We start from the raw sequence: 13,114 nt of genomic DNA, 5'->3' as shown, positions 1-13,114 counted from the left end.
GGGGCGGGTAGAACTATGAAACCAGTATATATAGCACATCCATTGCGCGGCAATGTCGATAAGAATATCGAAAGCATCACGGCCATATGCGAAGAAATTCATGAACAAGGTGAGGTCATACCGTTTAGCCCAATCCATGCATTTGGCTTTGTCAATCCTGTTGGTGACCAGACATTAGTCATGAAATATTGTCTGATGTTGTTATTAAAAGCTGAAGAACTTTGGGTATACGGAGATTGGCAACAGTCCGAAGGGTGCTGCATTGAGGTTGGGTATGCAAGGAGCGCTGGTATTCCAATCAAATTTATGGGCGGGATGATGTCATGAACAAAGTAATTCTAGTTGGCCGCTTGGCTCAAGATCCGGAAGTAAGGTATACCCAAAGTGGTAAGGCAGTAGCCTCCTTCACGCTGGCTGTTAATCGCTTCGGTGGGCAGGGTCAAAACAGCGCGGACTTTATACCTATTGTTGCGTGGGAAAAACTGGCTGAAGTATGCGGCAATAACTTAACTAAGGGGCAGCGGGTACTCATCGAGGGGCGCTTACAAATTCGGTCATACGAGGCAAACGATGGTCAAAAGCGTAGAATTGCGGAAGTAGTAGCTCAGACCGTTGAATTCCTTGAAAAGAAACAACAGCCTAGTGGCGATAATGAGAATATTGACGTTAATTCATTTGGCAAAGATGTATTCCCTGATGAGGAAATTCCGTTTTGAAAGTCTAAAAACGTCGGCAGTTCGTCGACTCAAACCGGCAGTAACCGCCGGAAACGGGCGGCGGCTAAAGCACGGCAACGAAGTAAGAAACGTTAGAGAAGGGGCGGGGGAAATGGCAGTAAAAACAAGGGTAACGGCTCGTAAGTCTGAGGGTGTTAAATGTGTTGAGGTTGGTGCTGGCGCCGGAATAGTTATAGATCCATCCACCGTTGAAAGAGCGGGGCAGAGCAAGCATGGCAGCTACAAGATTATAAAGCCGAGCAGTGAAGAGTTTGCGCTCATGTGGAATTCAATGCCTAACGCTGATCGGTTACACGATGTAAAATGCCCGTTAAAAAATAAGAAGCCCGGGTATGACTTTGAAAACCTATCAGGACAGCCAAGTCGGCGCAAGAAACTTAAGGAGGTTGGGTAAATGTGCATTATGCCAGGTATCAGTTGTATTTATAAGGCGGCGGGCGGGGAGTGTACTGGCAAGCCTCAACCTATCACGGTACCATGTCTTGGTGTGGTTTGCGATAACGTGAAGCAGCAAAAGGTGGCGGGATAGATGGATCGAGCACAAGAAGCAAAAGTAATACGCGAAGAATGGTTTGCAGACCATATAGCATCATTGGCACAGCATGGTGATTTGCAAGCATTGAACTGGAAACGTCCAAGTTCAATAATGTATGCTTGCCGATATATCTTTGATGGTTCAAAAATGTACATATCTGGTGATATTGGAACGGCTGTATTTGCGCTTACTTGGAAGGCTAATGTTCATTCCTTCAACGACACTTGCAGAAGTTACTTTCACTCAAAATTAAGCGCCCACCGTGGAGAAAAGTATTCTTTCTGCTCGGAAGCTGCCGTTAAACGATTGCGCGAATGGGTTAAAGACTTGAAGGGTGATGGTCGAAAATATGACCATTTAAAAATGCAAGGACTATTCGAAGAGGCGCGACAATGTTCAAGTAAATCTGAATGGGATTATATTCTAAATAATCATGATGACTTTATCAGCGAGTTAGACCAGGACTATAACGAATGGGCAAGGTCGGCTGGCAATGTAATCCCAATTGAGGTACATGCTTATCTTATTGGGTTACAGATGGCCTCGGAGCAGTTGAAAAATCATGATGAAAGGGTGGCGGGGTAGGTGAGTCCTTTTAAAACAGCGTTAATTAATCGGGCTATACAGCAAGAAAGCGATAAATATCCTGTTACTTTACAACGAGTGCCGAAAGAAACTTGGCCAATAAATAGGCCGAGAGGTTTAAAAGAGGTTTGGCGGTCACGAAACTTTTTGGTGCTGGTTTATGATGCTAATGCCGGAATTGAACGGTTAAGTGTGCAGCTTACTCAACTTATCCATGATGATAGATGGCAAGATGGTATTACCTGGGATGAATTACAACAACTAAAGCATGAGTGCGGGCGGGGCGATAAGTTTGCAGTAGAAATTTATCCGGCAGATAGTGATTTGGTAAACGTAGCAAACATGCGGCATTTATGGATATTGCCTGAACCGCCAGAGTATGCATGGAGGTCGGTGTAACTATGTTCGATATTTGCAATAAGCCAGAAGTAAGTGCCAATGATTACGACTGCGAAGAGTGTCTGCGGTGCGATGATAGCGGCAAAGCTCATTGTTGCATGAATGATTGTGGAGACAACTTTTGTGAGAAAGCATGTGCAAAAGTCTGTAAGTTCAAAGAAATGGAACAATGGGACTCTGAGAAGTTGTTTGAAAGTCTGCAAAACTGGATCCTTTCGCATAGTGAGTCGATGCCGTTTAGTTTTGATATTTTGCAGAGTAGGTTTGTGCCAAGTAAGAAGGAGGTTGACATGAATGGCTAAGATCAAGATTTACAAAGTGTGCTCAGATAGCAATTGGTGCGCATTTAAGACCATAGATTCCGCTGTTGCTTTGATTGCCGCAGAAATAGAGGCTGAAGCCGAAGATATGAAGATAGGTGAAGAAACACGGGGTTATTACATTGCGGTTACTGAAATGACTGAGGAAGAGTACGATAACCTTCCGGATTTTAATGGATTCTAACCACCATGATTTCACCTCAAAAAGAATGCGATTACTGCGAACAATATAGCACCCATGGCGGTAAGTGCTATGGTAACCGGAAAAGCTACACAATTCCCTGTCTCGGATTTAAGAAGGATCCTCGCGGCCGTATTGAATTCGCTAGTGGCAGTCGGTTTAAAATCAAAATTAATGAGCCAATACCTGAACTGGGTAAGTGGTCAGATGATTATACTCTACAGGGCAAAGAAACTCCGATCAAAATTACCAAGGTAACACCTTTAAAGTGGATAACAGAACGAATGATTGCTATTGAATGCCGCATTGAGTTTTATTATTACGACAATAGTGAGTATGGCGATCAGGGTGAAAAGCAGATGGCTCAAGTTATACCGATTAGGAGGGATATCTAGATTTTATGGATATAAAAGAAAAATCTTTTATTGAACGGTCATATAACATTACAGCAAACAGAACTGTTGGAATGGCAAGAGTTAAATTTTTAAACAAGAAAGGCACATTTCGGAAAACGCCTCAGTGTGAGGCATGTAAATTTAAGGGCATGGCAGTTGTTGCTCTTGGCGGTTACCGAGAAATAACATGTGACCGGGATATGACTACTTGGCGCAGGTTAAGTGGTAGTACGGATAAATCTTGCAAATTTGCGCAGGTACAGGAGGAACAACTTTGAGCATGTGGGCCACGTGTATAACTTGCAAAAAGTGCGGCCATGAGTTTGAAACCACGAATTACCTCAGAAACAGTGTGTGTCCAAAGTGTGGGTATGAGAATTAGGGAGGTACCAGCGGTGAGCGTGATTGATGATTATAATAGTTTGCTAAAATTGGGCATTAATGAGGTTTTACGCCTGGCTAAACTCGGCGCTGCAAGGCAGTGGGTGAGTGTGGGGACAGCACTGCCGGAGAACAAAGTTGGTAAATACGGAATTACTGAGCCCACTATTGTCCTATGTACGGATGGCAAAGAGTGGTATAAGGCGTACTATGTCAAAAATTACGAAATCAATATTGAGGATATGGGCTATGATGGCGATACTGACATTGATGAAAACGGTGAGGAATACTGGCCAGAAGGCTGGTATGAGTGTTCCAGTGAGAATGAGGATACTGACTGGGCTTTAGGTGCAAAGATAACCCACTGGCAGCCTCTACCACCGCTGCCGGAGGTTAACACACAGGAGGTAATTAACAATGAATAACGGCGATTGGACGTTTAATAACCATGAGGATGGCAATTGGTGCAATGACCATTTTAGCACCAAAGAAGAGGCGATTGCTGCCGGCATAGAGTATGCAAAGGATGAAAGATGGGAACGGTTGTATGTTGGCCAAGTGCAGGAAATACCAGTAGACTCTCCAATTGATGCTGATTCGGTTATTGAAAAAGCCGCAGAAAAAATTGATGATGATTATGGTGGAGATCATGACACTGGAGATAGATTCATGAACAGTTTAGAGTGCGGCGATAGTGAACGCTTGCAAGAGTTGCTTGACGAGGCGTTTTATAAATGGGTAGCGGAGCGCGAAATTAAATGCCCATGCTTGACTATTGAGAAGTGCGAACGAGTACCGCTGCCGGGGACGGAGGGTGTGGAATGAAGAAAGTTCATTTGTGCTTATCTGTTCGTGGTGCTTTAAATCAGACAAAAGCCGAAATGAAACGAATGGCTCCAAGTATCACGGTAGATGGTAAACCGTTAAGAACAGCCGATGAAGTAAGGAATTTTCTCATGGATGAGTTAGCACAAGGGCATGAAATGTTACCATTTGGCGAGTGTGATAATTTTGACTGGAAAACGGGATGCAAAGGGCATGAGGTTTCAGAGACGGAGGCCGATCATGGCGTTTAAAGGTTTGGTTAATATCGTAAAAAGAAAAAAGATTCTGCATTGTGGCATTAAACATAGTCTTGGCGGTGTTGTAAAGATTGCTAGTGCCTGCAACAATACCTGGACTATAGATGATGTGACATATGAAGCTGATTATTCGGAAGTAACATGCAAACGGTGCATTAGGATTTTGGAACAAGCCGATGAAGATGGGAAGGTGAATCGGTGTGGACGCTAAACTTACACCGGAGCAGTCGATAGAGATATTGCGGGATAACACAATTGATTTTTCCCCGAGGTTGCCAGGTATTAAGCCGATATCGATACAACGGGCAAACGAAATTGCTTCCCTGCTCGAATCCCAGTCCCAGGAGGCGGAGTTAGGGAGGGCTGCAGAAAAAGGATACTGTGAAATAATACCTTTTGCACCGTGCAAGGGCAACATTAATTCTAAAGAATGTCACGAAGTCGCTGAAGGGACTCGCGGTTGTGTATTGCAATACTACTGCCGTGAGCTTGCAGCAAGGGCGGGGCATAGATGAAAACTATAGAAAACTGCCGTGTAATCAGACGTGGTAAATGGTTAATGATTGGAACTCCTAAAGTCGAACTGCCAGATAAATGCGAAGGATATTGCACTCAAGAAAGCGACTAACCTTTCTCCAAGTGCCAGCGGTGCAAATATCTGCAGAACTGGGAGAGCTCCGAGAGGGGCGGGGAAAGTAATGTCTAATAATCGCGGCAGAAAAGGACAGCCAAGATGTAGTAATTGCGCTGAATATCTATCAGCGGTCAAAGTAAGTTACTACAGGCGTGGAAAATGTCAATTACGAGCTGACCGAGGGCAGTACAGTGCTGTATGTCATTCTACGGCGGCATGTTCAGAATGGAGAAAGAAGGAGGAGGGGGATAAGTGATTGATTTAAGCAGGTTTGAAATCATAGAAGCCCTTGGAAAAACCGATACAGTGCAATCAGGATCAAAGGTTAAATACACCGGCGCTAGTGATGAGCAAGTAAGATGGGGCGGCAACGATGATCCGCGTGGATTGCTTACAGAGGGAGAAACTTACGAAATTGAATTAATTGAACCTCATACATGGCATACGAAATATTACCTTAAGGAGTTTCCGGGTAAGAAATTCAATTCTGTGAGCTTTATGCCAAAGGAGGATGGCAATAATGAGTAACTTCGCCAAACAACTTGCCCGACTGCGTGAAGCGGCAAACAACCGGCGGAGAGGCATACAACAAGATACAGCCTATGTAGACAGACGGGACTTGCAGGAATTAATTTACCATTTTGACAGAATTGACGCCGAAATAAGGGCGTTGTTACCTAAAAACAGATCAGAAGCAATATTGCTGATTGCCCAAGAGCGGAAACGTCAGATAGAACAAGAAGGATGGACACCGGAGCATGATCAGCAACATACAGCTGGAGAATTAGCGCTTGCTGCCATGATGTATACTTACCCATCGCAATATGGACGCGATGAAGAAACGGTTAAAAATGTATGGCCTTGGCAACGTGAACTATGGAAGCCGTCACCAGATAATCGCATTAAAGAACTAACTAAAGCCGGTGCGCTTATAGCGGCTGAAATCGACAGGCTGCAGCGGAAGGGGGCTGGGGAGTAAGTGCTTAATGCTCGAGAATACCTAGATAAGATAAATCAAATTTGCAAGGATAATGAACCTAAAGGGTGCAGTGAATGTGCACTATCTAAATTTGGATGCGGTATTCCTAAAGAAGATGATGATTTTGATAAAGTAATTGCGTTTGTTGAGCGTTATGAAGAAAACCGTTATCCATTCGGCTATTGCCTGAAATGCAAATATGAATTTAATTCAGAGCTAATCAATGAATATGAAATTAAATATTGCCTGAAATGCGGTGAAAAATTGGATGCAAAGGAGGCTGGCGCGGATGCCTAAATGCGTTGACCATCACAAATGCGAAGAAATGCCTCAGTCTGACTCCTGGGAGATATACAGGGTAGAAAACGAGAATGAAGGAAGGTTTGTGTTTCGGATTGGCAACCTTATTGCTATCCTTATCGATTATTGTCCGTATTGCGGTGAGCGGTTAGAAGGAGTGAGCGCGGGTGAGTGAGTGTAAGCATAAATTTGACCCTCTTCAAAATGGATGGTGGCAATGCATTAAGTGCGAAAAAAAGCTGCTACCGATGGGTGTAATTGATTATTATGCCGAGCGAATTGCCAATACCGTGCAAGACCGCGACAGCCTTCAGGCGCAAATCAGAGTGTTGTGCGGGATACTGAATAGATTGGTTAAATCACTTAGCCCGATTGAAAAACATGCAAAATCCTCTATGGATGCGTGCAGATGCAATGGAAGTCATCAAGAATTTATTCGTGAAGATAGGGAAGATTGGCAAGTATATCAAAAAGCAAAAGAGATCGCAAATCAATCCGCAAGTAATGCCCTCTCCACCACGCCAGATGCCGGGGAGCGGGTGCGGTTATTAATTAAAGCACTCACGGATATATCCGAAGAAAGCGACGATCTAGGGGCCAGAGAGTGCGCCAGTAAGGCGCTGGACAAGTACCGGGGAGGTGCCACCGATGCCGACTGAGCAAAAATGCGGTAATTGCCAGCATTACGGTATCGACACAGAAGAATGCGCTTTGTCTGAAGAATGGGTATTGCCTACCTCGTGGTGCTTACAACATCGTATGGACTGGGACAAGGAGCGGGGAGGTAAGTAAATATGATGGGGTGTAAATGTGCAATAGCGTACGATCCTGACACTAATCGGTACCAATGCTCTGTTTCTGGTGATGACTGTATGTATCTGATACCTAATTCCAGACGGTGTGCCGAAGATTACGGAGAAGGGCCGGACGCTGATCTGCTTGGAGATGGGGAGGACAAGCCATGAAAGCCATAACAATCCTGCAGCCGTGGGCAAGCCTAATTGCCTGCGGCGTTAAGCAGATAGAGACACGGGGATGGGCGACTAAGTATAGGGGCGAGATTGCGATTCATGCGGGGGTAGGTAAACAATTTATGCAATTGGCAAAAGCTGAGCCCCTGTCCTCCGCGCTGAAAGCAAATGGATTTAAATATCTATCGTACATTGATATTGACAAAAAGAAATATTTCTTGCCTTTTGGCGCTATGATTGCCATAGCTGAGATAGTTGACTGCGCTAAGATGGTTGGTTGCACACTTGATAATGTTAATAATGGTCATAAGCTAATCAGCGTAACGCTTGAAAACGGTCATGTTGTCAGTGGTAACGAACTTGAATTTGGCGATTATACTCTCGGCCGCTACGCCTGGATACTAGCCAACGTGCGCCGAATCGAGCCGATACCAGCTAAGGGCATGCAGCGTATTTGGGAGTGGAATGGACCATGAACATCCTGCCGATCAATAAAGAATCTAAACGTCGGCAGAAATGGGCTGAGAAACAGAGGAGGGACAAAGGTGGAAGCGCTAATAATTGTCCTTGTAGTAATGGTATTTGGGCTAATGGCGCTATCGGGATGGCTGCTGGATCAGTTAAAGCAGCAAAAAGGTAATAGATAAAGGGCAGCTAGTCTGTCATAAGGGGTGAGGGTATGGAATTGTATTGGGTGTTAATACTTTGTAGTGTAGCAGCTGGGGTGGGACTACTAACTGGTTGCGTGTGCAGGGTAGCCGGTAAAACAGATCAGCGGGAGGAGTTAAAAGAAAAGCAAATACCTAAAGATATTAAAGTTAATGTAACAGTTGCCACGGATCAATTTAATAAGGCGATAAAAGACGTAATAGAAGCTATCGGACGTTTGTACATGCAGATGCCTAAAAAGAAAAAGAAGTTTCGGTGGGTTAACTATTATAAAGCGAAAGCTATGAGTTTAACGGGGGAGGGGAACCATTTGAAGAAATCTAGCGAGTGTCAATGCTTAACCTGTGCTAACAGTGATAAGAACGAAGTAACCAGGAGTTGCTCAAAAGGCTTGCAGTTTTGTTCCTATGCAGCTTGCGCTAGTTGTAGATGGATATTCGCCAACTGCCGTAGCTATGATGAGTATACCAGCTGCCAAAGGTTTATACCCAAAACCAGCAAGTCAAGGCGAACATGTGGAGAATGTGGATACTCAGACAGTAGTGCTAAATGCCGGATAGGTAAAAAAGCGGGGTAATTAGAAAGGGCGACAACTTTAGTCGCCCTGTTTCCATGTTTAATTATGGGGAGGGGTAAGGAGCATGAATTGTATTAGAGAAGCAGAGAACTACCTACGGTATTACCGAGAATTGCATCAGAGTATTGGACATGCTAACCGAATGATTAGTAAGCTAAAAAGGCAAGGTGCTCCTAATGTTATATCAGCGGTGAATGTAGACGTTACTGGTATTCATGCATCTAAGCCTGTGAACACTCTTAATCAAATGTACCAACTGCAGAAGTGGCAGGAGATGAAAGATCGAACCCAAACAGAGATTGATAAGATTGAAGAAGAATTAAATGGTATCTGTCAAACTCAAGGTTGTGAAATGTATAGGGATGTGTTGTTTATGTGGTATGTTGAACGAAAGGACAAAGATGATATTGCTGTAGCTATTGGATACAGTGAAACTTCTAGGAGTTCGATTTATGACATAAGGAACAAGGCTATAAGGAAATTCTCGGTAGCTCTTTTTGGCATCGAAGCTTTAAAGGCAATATAAAGAACAAAATGGAAACACTTTTTTGACTTTAACTGTGTTAATATGATATCAGGTTATAGGCCGCTCCGAGTGAGCGGCTTTTGTTATTGCCCTAAGGAGGCTGGTAGCATGGAAAAAAACAGTTGTGATTACTATAAAGCTGTTAACCAAGACGATAGAATCAACTGCCCGAACTGCCAGAACTGGGGCGGGGCAAAGTGCGAGATAGAGGATAAAGTAAAAAGAAATGATAAAACTGAAATGGTACATGAGCCATTCCGAAATATTGGCCGGTCAAGCCGTGTTACACGGGTGTTTAAATGATACCGAAGAATGTAAGAGTAAAAAATCCTAAACTACTCAAGCAACTAAAAAAAGAAGTTGGCTGCTGCGAAAAATGCGGTAGCCATTTTAATTTGGAGTCAGCGCATCTTATCTCAAAAGGAGCCAACGGTCCTGATATAAGGGAGAACGTTGCTATACTCTGTGGGCCTGCTCGATACGGGGCGGGGTGTCATGGTGCTGAGCATAGAGGGAAGATATCGAAGTATGAGTTATTTGAGATTGTCGCTAAGCGTGAAGGAATAACGCCGGAAGAGTGTCGGACGAGAGTAAGGAGGGCAATGGGATATGAAGTATGAACAGCGGGGGGAAATGAGCTAAATGGCTGATATACTCGAAATCGTCATACCTGAAAACGCGGGATTACAAGATTACCGATACTTATTATCGTTGACTGAGAATGAAATAACAAAACTAACGCCAATTATAAGCCGTTATAAGGTAGCAAGAGGTAACGCCAAAGCTACTTATGATGATGCTTTGTCAACGGCAAAGGTATTGGCTATGAGTACTCATGGGTTAAAAGCCAATCATCAAACGATGATAAATGCCGTGGCTAATAGTGATGTAGGTGTTAAGGCGCTGAAGCAAGCCTGGTTAGATGCCAAAGCTTTGGAAATTAAGGCAATAGACCGGATAGAGCAAATTAAAGGTATGAGGGACACATTAAAAGCTATGCTGAAAGCGGAGCATGCGAGCTATTGAACGGGAGTGATTTATAATGGCCGGAGTGAACAGACCATACATTAACTGCATTTACAATCTCATTGGTGATTGTGAGCATAAAGATAATCGCAAGAAATTCCTCGGATTAATTAAGTATAAGCCAAAGTGTAAGCCGGATGGATGTAAGTTACAGGTTAAGCATATTGACCTTGAAAGACCGCCAAAAGTCAGGTCAGCGTTTATTAATCATAGACAGTGCTCGTATGCTAGTGCCGGTAAGTCCTCTGCGTCTACACCACAATCAGCACAGCCAGACGATACACTTCTTTATATGGCAACTGGTGCAGCGATTGCCAGTTCGATATCTGACGACAGTTATGGTGGTGGTTCGTCAGGTGGTGGCGGCAGCTCGCGCAGTTGGGAATCGGACTATAATAGTTCCGCGGATTATAGTAGTAATTCTGATTGTGGTAGTTTTAGTTCTGATTAATGATTAGTAACGTCATTCCGGAGGTGGTGAACTTTGTAAATGCCAAGACAACGCAGTCCGCAAAGGGACAAAGCTTTTGAAATATGGAAAAATAGCGGAGGTAAGAAACAGCCTAAAGATATAGCTAGTGAGCTTGGTGTGTCAGATGTTCAGGTTCGCAAGTGGAAAAGTGAAGACAAATGGGACGGTGAAAAGAAAGGTAACGTTACTAAAAAAAAGATAAAGAGCGTACCAAAAAAGAAAAGTAACGTTACTAAACCGAAACCCAGCATTGTACCTAATCAAATGAGTGTAGGAGTAACGGCGGTGTTCAGTGCTCCTGACAATGTTGAGCTTACAGAAAAAGAGGATCTCTTCTGTAAGTTTTTTGTTGTTAATATGAATGCAACTCAAGCGGCTATCAAGGCGGGTTATTCGCCAAACAGCGCAAGAGGTATAGGTTATGAGAATTTGACAAAACAACACATTCGGGCAGAAGTAGAGAGGCTGAAGGCTATTCGCAATCAAGCAATCATGTTATCTGAGGACGATATAGTTGAACGGCAGATGCGGATTGCCTTTGCTGATATGACGGACTTCCTTAGGTTTGGCAGTAGAGAAGTGCTTAAATATGACAAAGAAGGCAACGAATTTACGGAATATGTTAATTATATCGACTTAAATAGATCGACTGACGTTGATGGTGGATTGATTAGCGAAATAAAGCAGGGAGTTAGTGGTATTAGTTTTAAGCTGGAAAGCAGGGACAAAGCTATGAAATGGCTGTCTGATTACTTTGAGATTAACCCTGAACATAAACATCGCAAATGGTATGACAGCGAGAAGCTCAAGCTGAGCAAGGAAGAGTTGACCCACAGGAAAGAGACTGATTCATTGAGGTATTTCTAACATGGCTAAGTATGCAATCATTAAGTCATTTTATGCTTCAACACGCTGGATTAAATTCAGAGCTATGATCATAGCTGAGCGCGGAATGAAGTGTGAGAAGTGTCTTAAGCTTATAACAACAGATAAGGACGCAGAGCTTGACCATATCATTGAGCTAACGCCCGACAATGTACATGATGTTAGTATATCGCTTAATCCTGACAACGTCAGGTTATTGCACCATGACTGTCACGATGCAAGGCATAATCGTTTTGGTAATGTCAAGGGTAAGCAGGTTTATATTGTCTACGGTTGTCCTGGCAGTGGTAAAACAACATACGTCAACCGGAATAGAGAGCGTACAGACATTATTGTCTGTATGGATAATTTGTTTAATGCTATTACTGGATTGCCTTTGCATGATAAGCCTGACCAATTGCTAAGTAATGTCAGGGCCATACACACTGCGTTGCTAGACCAGGTTAAGACAAGGTATGGTAAGTGGTCTACTGCTTGGGTTGTTGGTGGGTATGCTGATAAGTATAAGAGGGAGAAGCTTGCTGAAGAGTTAGGGGCTGAGCTTATCTATTGTGAGTGCAGTAAGGAAGAAGCTATGGCAAGGATTGAAATGGATGATAGACGACGCAATATGATTGCGGAGTATCGAAAGTATGTTGATGAGTGGTTTGGGAGGTATACTTGTTAAATTGTTTTAAAATAAGAAACAATTAGCATCCCCCCCACCTCAAAACGAGGTGGCCTGATACTGGACCGGGGAGGGACCCTTTCTTTCACACACGACTAAAATTTTGGAAATCAGTTCAGGTTTTTTGAAAAATCTCAAACTCGTTTTAGGTCCTTGGAAATGAGGTGATATCTTGTCAAAAGCCGCACAATACCAGACTGAATTAGATAAATGGCAGAAACTATTTGCCGAGACTACGCCGGCCACGCAGGAAGCAGTTTCTGGCCTGATCGAAAAAGTAGCTTATGTGCATTCACTGTGCTGGGAGATAGAGCAGTCAATTAATTCAGCAGGAGCCATAAAAAAGCATCCTCAGCGTCCTGAATTGCAGAAGATTAACCCTCAAGTGAAGGAATACGCCCGGCTGTCTGAGAGTTATGCCGGGATTATTAATAAGCTCAATGCCTTGCGGGTTAAGAATACCATTGAAGAAGATGATGAGCTTGACGAATATGAATAAGCGGTGGTGATTTTGTGGTAAACCGAAAGACTTGGCGAGAGTTTCGTGAGTCAGGATTGCTTTGGTGGATAAACATGATACTCCATACATTTGGATGGGCTATAGTCATCGAAGTCGATGTTGATGGCGAAATAACTGAAGCTTATCCGGCCAGGGTAAAGTTTCGAGGCTTTTCAGAGCAAAACAATTCTGATGGGTATACCGCAGTGTCAAAATATATGAAAGATAATGCGGATATATTGGAAGTTGAAAGCAATGGCTGAGGCGTGGGTTATATGCTCAATATGCAAAAGC

Annotated in this window: 33 protein-coding genes; all 33 read left to right on the top strand. The window is 43.5% G+C overall.

All coding sequences use genetic code 11. The annotated features are described in order from the left end of the window. Positions 1 to 15: 15 nt before the first annotated feature. The gene (locus tag B9A22_RS08625; protein WP_084575323.1) at positions 16 to 327 is read left to right on the top strand and encodes a DUF7768 domain-containing protein; all 312 of its coding nucleotides are present in this window, start codon (positions 16 to 18) and stop codon (positions 325 to 327) included. After that, the gene (locus B9A22_RS08620) at positions 324 to 716 is read left to right on the top strand and encodes a single-stranded DNA-binding protein (protein WP_084575322.1); all 393 of its coding nucleotides are present in this window, start codon (positions 324 to 326) and stop codon (positions 714 to 716) included. Before B9A22_RS08625 ends, B9A22_RS08620 begins: the two co-directional genes overlap by 4 nt. After that, complete coding sequence (locus B9A22_RS08615; protein ID WP_084575321.1) at positions 697 to 1,131, top strand: hypothetical protein; 435 nt, start codon at positions 697 to 699, stop codon at positions 1,129 to 1,131. Before B9A22_RS08620 ends, B9A22_RS08615 begins: the two co-directional genes overlap by 20 nt. Then, on the top strand, positions 1,132 to 1,266 hold the full coding sequence (locus B9A22_RS26290) for a hypothetical protein (protein ID WP_281252370.1): 135 nt from the start codon (positions 1,132 to 1,134) through the stop codon (positions 1,264 to 1,266). It abuts the gene before it with no gap. Then, a complete protein-coding gene (locus tag B9A22_RS08610; RefSeq protein ID WP_084575320.1) occupies positions 1,267 to 1,857 on the top strand; it encodes a hypothetical protein in 591 nt (196 codons plus the stop codon). Beyond that, positions 1,858 to 2,256, top strand: coding sequence for a DUF7694 domain-containing protein (locus tag B9A22_RS08605; RefSeq protein WP_217805911.1), 399 nt, complete (start codon positions 1,858 to 1,860; stop codon positions 2,254 to 2,256). Between the two features lie 2 nt (positions 2,257 to 2,258). Then, positions 2,259 to 2,558, top strand: a complete 300-nt coding sequence (locus B9A22_RS08600) for a hypothetical protein (RefSeq protein ID WP_084575319.1) — start codon at positions 2,259 to 2,261, stop codon at positions 2,556 to 2,558. After that, a complete protein-coding gene (locus tag B9A22_RS08595) occupies positions 2,551 to 2,760 on the top strand; it encodes a hypothetical protein (protein ID WP_084575318.1) in 210 nt (69 codons plus the stop codon). The genes B9A22_RS08600 and B9A22_RS08595 overlap by 8 nt, the downstream gene beginning before the upstream one ends. Before the next feature lie 5 nt (positions 2,761 to 2,765). Continuing rightward, a complete protein-coding gene (locus tag B9A22_RS08590; RefSeq protein WP_084575317.1) occupies positions 2,766 to 3,152 on the top strand; it encodes a hypothetical protein in 387 nt (128 codons plus the stop codon). 5 nt (positions 3,153 to 3,157) lie between these two features. Continuing rightward, on the top strand, positions 3,158 to 3,430 hold the full coding sequence (locus B9A22_RS08585; RefSeq protein ID WP_084575316.1) for a hypothetical protein: 273 nt from the start codon (positions 3,158 to 3,160) through the stop codon (positions 3,428 to 3,430). A 117-nt stretch (positions 3,431 to 3,547) separates the two neighbouring features. Continuing rightward, positions 3,548 to 3,958: a DUF551 domain-containing protein gene (locus B9A22_RS08580; protein ID WP_084575315.1), complete on the top strand. Its 411-nt coding sequence runs from the start codon at positions 3,548 to 3,550 to the stop codon at positions 3,956 to 3,958. Then, positions 3,951 to 4,358 (top strand): DUF2188 domain-containing protein, encoded by a 408-nt coding sequence (locus B9A22_RS08575; RefSeq protein WP_084575314.1) that lies wholly within the window; start codon positions 3,951 to 3,953, stop codon positions 4,356 to 4,358. Before B9A22_RS08580 ends, B9A22_RS08575 begins: the two co-directional genes overlap by 8 nt. Beyond that, positions 4,355 to 4,609 carry a hypothetical protein gene (locus B9A22_RS08570; RefSeq protein ID WP_084575313.1) on the top strand — a complete coding sequence of 85 codons (255 nt, stop codon included), beginning with the start codon at positions 4,355 to 4,357 and terminating at the stop codon, positions 4,607 to 4,609. Before B9A22_RS08575 ends, B9A22_RS08570 begins: the two co-directional genes overlap by 4 nt. After that, a complete protein-coding gene (locus B9A22_RS08565) occupies positions 4,599 to 4,826 on the top strand; it encodes a hypothetical protein (protein WP_084575312.1) in 228 nt (75 codons plus the stop codon). The genes B9A22_RS08570 and B9A22_RS08565 overlap by 11 nt, the downstream gene beginning before the upstream one ends. Beyond that, a complete protein-coding gene (locus B9A22_RS08560) occupies positions 4,816 to 5,130 on the top strand; it encodes a hypothetical protein (protein WP_084575311.1) in 315 nt (104 codons plus the stop codon). The genes B9A22_RS08565 and B9A22_RS08560 overlap by 11 nt, the downstream gene beginning before the upstream one ends. 371 nt (positions 5,131 to 5,501) lie before the next feature. Then, on the top strand, positions 5,502 to 5,777 hold the full coding sequence (locus tag B9A22_RS08555; RefSeq protein WP_084575310.1) for a hypothetical protein: 276 nt from the start codon (positions 5,502 to 5,504) through the stop codon (positions 5,775 to 5,777). Next, complete coding sequence (locus tag B9A22_RS08550; RefSeq protein WP_245823900.1) at positions 5,770 to 6,228, top strand: hypothetical protein; 459 nt, start codon at positions 5,770 to 5,772, stop codon at positions 6,226 to 6,228. The genes B9A22_RS08555 and B9A22_RS08550 overlap by 8 nt, the downstream gene beginning before the upstream one ends. Then, positions 6,229 to 6,525, top strand: a complete 297-nt coding sequence (locus tag B9A22_RS08545; RefSeq protein ID WP_084575309.1) for a hypothetical protein — start codon at positions 6,229 to 6,231, stop codon at positions 6,523 to 6,525. After that, positions 6,518 to 6,703: a hypothetical protein gene (locus tag B9A22_RS08540; protein WP_084575308.1), complete on the top strand. Its 186-nt coding sequence runs from the start codon at positions 6,518 to 6,520 to the stop codon at positions 6,701 to 6,703. The genes B9A22_RS08545 and B9A22_RS08540 overlap by 8 nt, the downstream gene beginning before the upstream one ends. After that, positions 6,696 to 7,187, top strand: a complete 492-nt coding sequence (locus B9A22_RS08535) for a hypothetical protein (protein ID WP_084575307.1) — start codon at positions 6,696 to 6,698, stop codon at positions 7,185 to 7,187. The genes B9A22_RS08540 and B9A22_RS08535 overlap by 8 nt, the downstream gene beginning before the upstream one ends. Continuing rightward, positions 7,177 to 7,320, top strand: a complete 144-nt coding sequence (locus B9A22_RS25335) for a hypothetical protein (RefSeq protein ID WP_176215446.1) — start codon at positions 7,177 to 7,179, stop codon at positions 7,318 to 7,320. The genes B9A22_RS08535 and B9A22_RS25335 overlap by 11 nt, the downstream gene beginning before the upstream one ends. 2 nt (positions 7,321 to 7,322) lie before the next feature. Continuing rightward, on the top strand, positions 7,323 to 7,493 hold the full coding sequence (locus B9A22_RS25330; RefSeq protein ID WP_176215445.1) for a hypothetical protein: 171 nt from the start codon (positions 7,323 to 7,325) through the stop codon (positions 7,491 to 7,493). After that, positions 7,490 to 7,975 carry an ASCH domain-containing protein gene (locus tag B9A22_RS08530; RefSeq protein ID WP_084575306.1) on the top strand — a complete coding sequence of 162 codons (486 nt, stop codon included), beginning with the start codon at positions 7,490 to 7,492 and terminating at the stop codon, positions 7,973 to 7,975. Before B9A22_RS25330 ends, B9A22_RS08530 begins: the two co-directional genes overlap by 4 nt. A gap of 600 nt (positions 7,976 to 8,575) precedes the next feature. Next, positions 8,576 to 8,728, top strand: coding sequence for a hypothetical protein (locus B9A22_RS25325; protein ID WP_176215444.1), 153 nt, complete (start codon positions 8,576 to 8,578; stop codon positions 8,726 to 8,728). Positions 8,729 to 8,887: 159 nt separating this feature from the next. Continuing rightward, positions 8,888 to 9,271, top strand: a complete 384-nt coding sequence (locus tag B9A22_RS08520) for an ArpU family phage packaging/lysis transcriptional regulator (RefSeq protein ID WP_176215443.1) — start codon at positions 8,888 to 8,890, stop codon at positions 9,269 to 9,271. Between the two features lie 108 nt (positions 9,272 to 9,379). Further along, on the top strand, positions 9,380 to 9,574 hold the full coding sequence (locus tag B9A22_RS08515) for a hypothetical protein (protein ID WP_084575303.1): 195 nt from the start codon (positions 9,380 to 9,382) through the stop codon (positions 9,572 to 9,574). After that, the gene (locus B9A22_RS08510; protein WP_084575302.1) at positions 9,571 to 9,891 is read left to right on the top strand and encodes a hypothetical protein; all 321 of its coding nucleotides are present in this window, start codon (positions 9,571 to 9,573) and stop codon (positions 9,889 to 9,891) included. The genes B9A22_RS08515 and B9A22_RS08510 overlap by 4 nt, the downstream gene beginning before the upstream one ends. A gap of 22 nt (positions 9,892 to 9,913) precedes the next feature. Then, positions 9,914 to 10,297, top strand: coding sequence for a hypothetical protein (locus B9A22_RS08505; RefSeq protein ID WP_084575301.1), 384 nt, complete (start codon positions 9,914 to 9,916; stop codon positions 10,295 to 10,297). A gap of 16 nt (positions 10,298 to 10,313) precedes the next feature. Further along, a complete protein-coding gene (locus tag B9A22_RS08500) occupies positions 10,314 to 10,748 on the top strand; it encodes a hypothetical protein (RefSeq protein WP_084575300.1) in 435 nt (144 codons plus the stop codon). A 39-nt stretch (positions 10,749 to 10,787) separates the two neighbouring features. Next, positions 10,788 to 11,636, top strand: coding sequence for a terminase small subunit (locus B9A22_RS08495; RefSeq protein WP_084575299.1), 849 nt, complete (start codon positions 10,788 to 10,790; stop codon positions 11,634 to 11,636). A gap of 1 nt (position 11,637) precedes the next feature. Continuing rightward, positions 11,638 to 12,321 carry an HNH endonuclease gene (locus tag B9A22_RS08490; RefSeq protein ID WP_084575298.1) on the top strand — a complete coding sequence of 228 codons (684 nt, stop codon included), beginning with the start codon at positions 11,638 to 11,640 and terminating at the stop codon, positions 12,319 to 12,321. Positions 12,322 to 12,493: 172 nt separating this feature from the next. Beyond that, the gene (locus B9A22_RS08485) at positions 12,494 to 12,820 is read left to right on the top strand and encodes a hypothetical protein (RefSeq protein WP_084575297.1); all 327 of its coding nucleotides are present in this window, start codon (positions 12,494 to 12,496) and stop codon (positions 12,818 to 12,820) included. A 14-nt stretch (positions 12,821 to 12,834) separates the two neighbouring features. Then, positions 12,835 to 13,083, top strand: a complete 249-nt coding sequence (locus B9A22_RS08480; protein WP_084575296.1) for a hypothetical protein — start codon at positions 12,835 to 12,837, stop codon at positions 13,081 to 13,083. The last annotated feature ends 31 nt before the right edge of the window (positions 13,084 to 13,114 follow it).

The sequence above is a fragment of the Sporomusa malonica genome (assembly GCF_900176355.1).
In the GTDB taxonomy this organism is placed as follows: domain Bacteria; phylum Bacillota; class Negativicutes; order Sporomusales; family Sporomusaceae; genus Sporomusa; species Sporomusa malonica.
The sequence above is the reverse complement of the archived record's forward strand: the minus strand, read 5'-3'. Positions and strand labels throughout refer to the sequence as shown.

Bases quoted from the DNA above. Each gene is read 5' to 3' on its own strand.
- B9A22_RS08520 (WP_176215443.1), top strand. From the start codon at position 8,888: ATGATTAGTAAGCTAAAAAGGCAAGGTGCTCCTAATGTTATATCAGCG.
- B9A22_RS08500 (WP_084575300.1), top strand. From the start codon at position 10,314: ATGGCCGGAGTGAACAGACCATACATTAACTGCATTTACAATCTCATT.
- B9A22_RS25330 (WP_176215445.1), top strand. From the start codon at position 7,323: ATGATGGGGTGTAAATGTGCAATAGCGTACGATCCTGACACTAATCGG.
- B9A22_RS08565 (WP_084575312.1), top strand. From the start codon at position 4,599: ATGGCGTTTAAAGGTTTGGTTAATATCGTAAAAAGAAAAAAGATTCTG.
- B9A22_RS08550 (WP_245823900.1), top strand. From the start codon at position 5,770: ATGAGTAACTTCGCCAAACAACTTGCCCGACTGCGTGAAGCGGCAAAC.
- B9A22_RS08595 (WP_084575318.1), top strand. From the start codon at position 2,551: ATGGCTAAGATCAAGATTTACAAAGTGTGCTCAGATAGCAATTGGTGC.
- B9A22_RS08625 (WP_084575323.1), top strand. From the start codon at position 16: ATGAAACCAGTATATATAGCACATCCATTGCGCGGCAATGTCGATAAG.
- B9A22_RS08600 (WP_084575319.1), top strand. From the start codon at position 2,259: ATGTTCGATATTTGCAATAAGCCAGAAGTAAGTGCCAATGATTACGAC.
- B9A22_RS26290 (WP_281252370.1), top strand. From the start codon at position 1,132: ATGTGCATTATGCCAGGTATCAGTTGTATTTATAAGGCGGCGGGCGGG.
- B9A22_RS08610 (WP_084575320.1), top strand. From the start codon at position 1,267: ATGGATCGAGCACAAGAAGCAAAAGTAATACGCGAAGAATGGTTTGCA.
- B9A22_RS08540 (WP_084575308.1), top strand. From the start codon at position 6,518: ATGCCTAAATGCGTTGACCATCACAAATGCGAAGAAATGCCTCAGTCT.
- B9A22_RS25325 (WP_176215444.1), top strand. From the start codon at position 8,576: ATGCAGCTTGCGCTAGTTGTAGATGGATATTCGCCAACTGCCGTAGCT.
- B9A22_RS08495 (WP_084575299.1), top strand. From the start codon at position 10,788: ATGCCAAGACAACGCAGTCCGCAAAGGGACAAAGCTTTTGAAATATGG.
- B9A22_RS08530 (WP_084575306.1), top strand. From the start codon at position 7,490: ATGAAAGCCATAACAATCCTGCAGCCGTGGGCAAGCCTAATTGCCTGC.
- B9A22_RS25335 (WP_176215446.1), top strand. From the start codon at position 7,177: ATGCCGACTGAGCAAAAATGCGGTAATTGCCAGCATTACGGTATCGAC.
- B9A22_RS08505 (WP_084575301.1), top strand. From the start codon at position 9,914: ATGGCTGATATACTCGAAATCGTCATACCTGAAAACGCGGGATTACAA.
- B9A22_RS08510 (WP_084575302.1), top strand. From the start codon at position 9,571: ATGATACCGAAGAATGTAAGAGTAAAAAATCCTAAACTACTCAAGCAA.
- B9A22_RS08620 (WP_084575322.1), top strand. From the start codon at position 324: ATGAACAAAGTAATTCTAGTTGGCCGCTTGGCTCAAGATCCGGAAGTA.
- B9A22_RS08585 (WP_084575316.1), top strand. From the start codon at position 3,158: ATGGATATAAAAGAAAAATCTTTTATTGAACGGTCATATAACATTACA.
- B9A22_RS08490 (WP_084575298.1), top strand. From the start codon at position 11,638: ATGGCTAAGTATGCAATCATTAAGTCATTTTATGCTTCAACACGCTGG.
- B9A22_RS08590 (WP_084575317.1), top strand. From the start codon at position 2,766: ATGATTTCACCTCAAAAAGAATGCGATTACTGCGAACAATATAGCACC.
- B9A22_RS08575 (WP_084575314.1), top strand. From the start codon at position 3,951: ATGAATAACGGCGATTGGACGTTTAATAACCATGAGGATGGCAATTGG.
- B9A22_RS08570 (WP_084575313.1), top strand. From the start codon at position 4,355: ATGAAGAAAGTTCATTTGTGCTTATCTGTTCGTGGTGCTTTAAATCAG.
- B9A22_RS08615 (WP_084575321.1), top strand. From the start codon at position 697: ATGAGGAAATTCCGTTTTGAAAGTCTAAAAACGTCGGCAGTTCGTCGA.
- B9A22_RS08515 (WP_084575303.1), top strand. From the start codon at position 9,380: ATGGAAAAAAACAGTTGTGATTACTATAAAGCTGTTAACCAAGACGAT.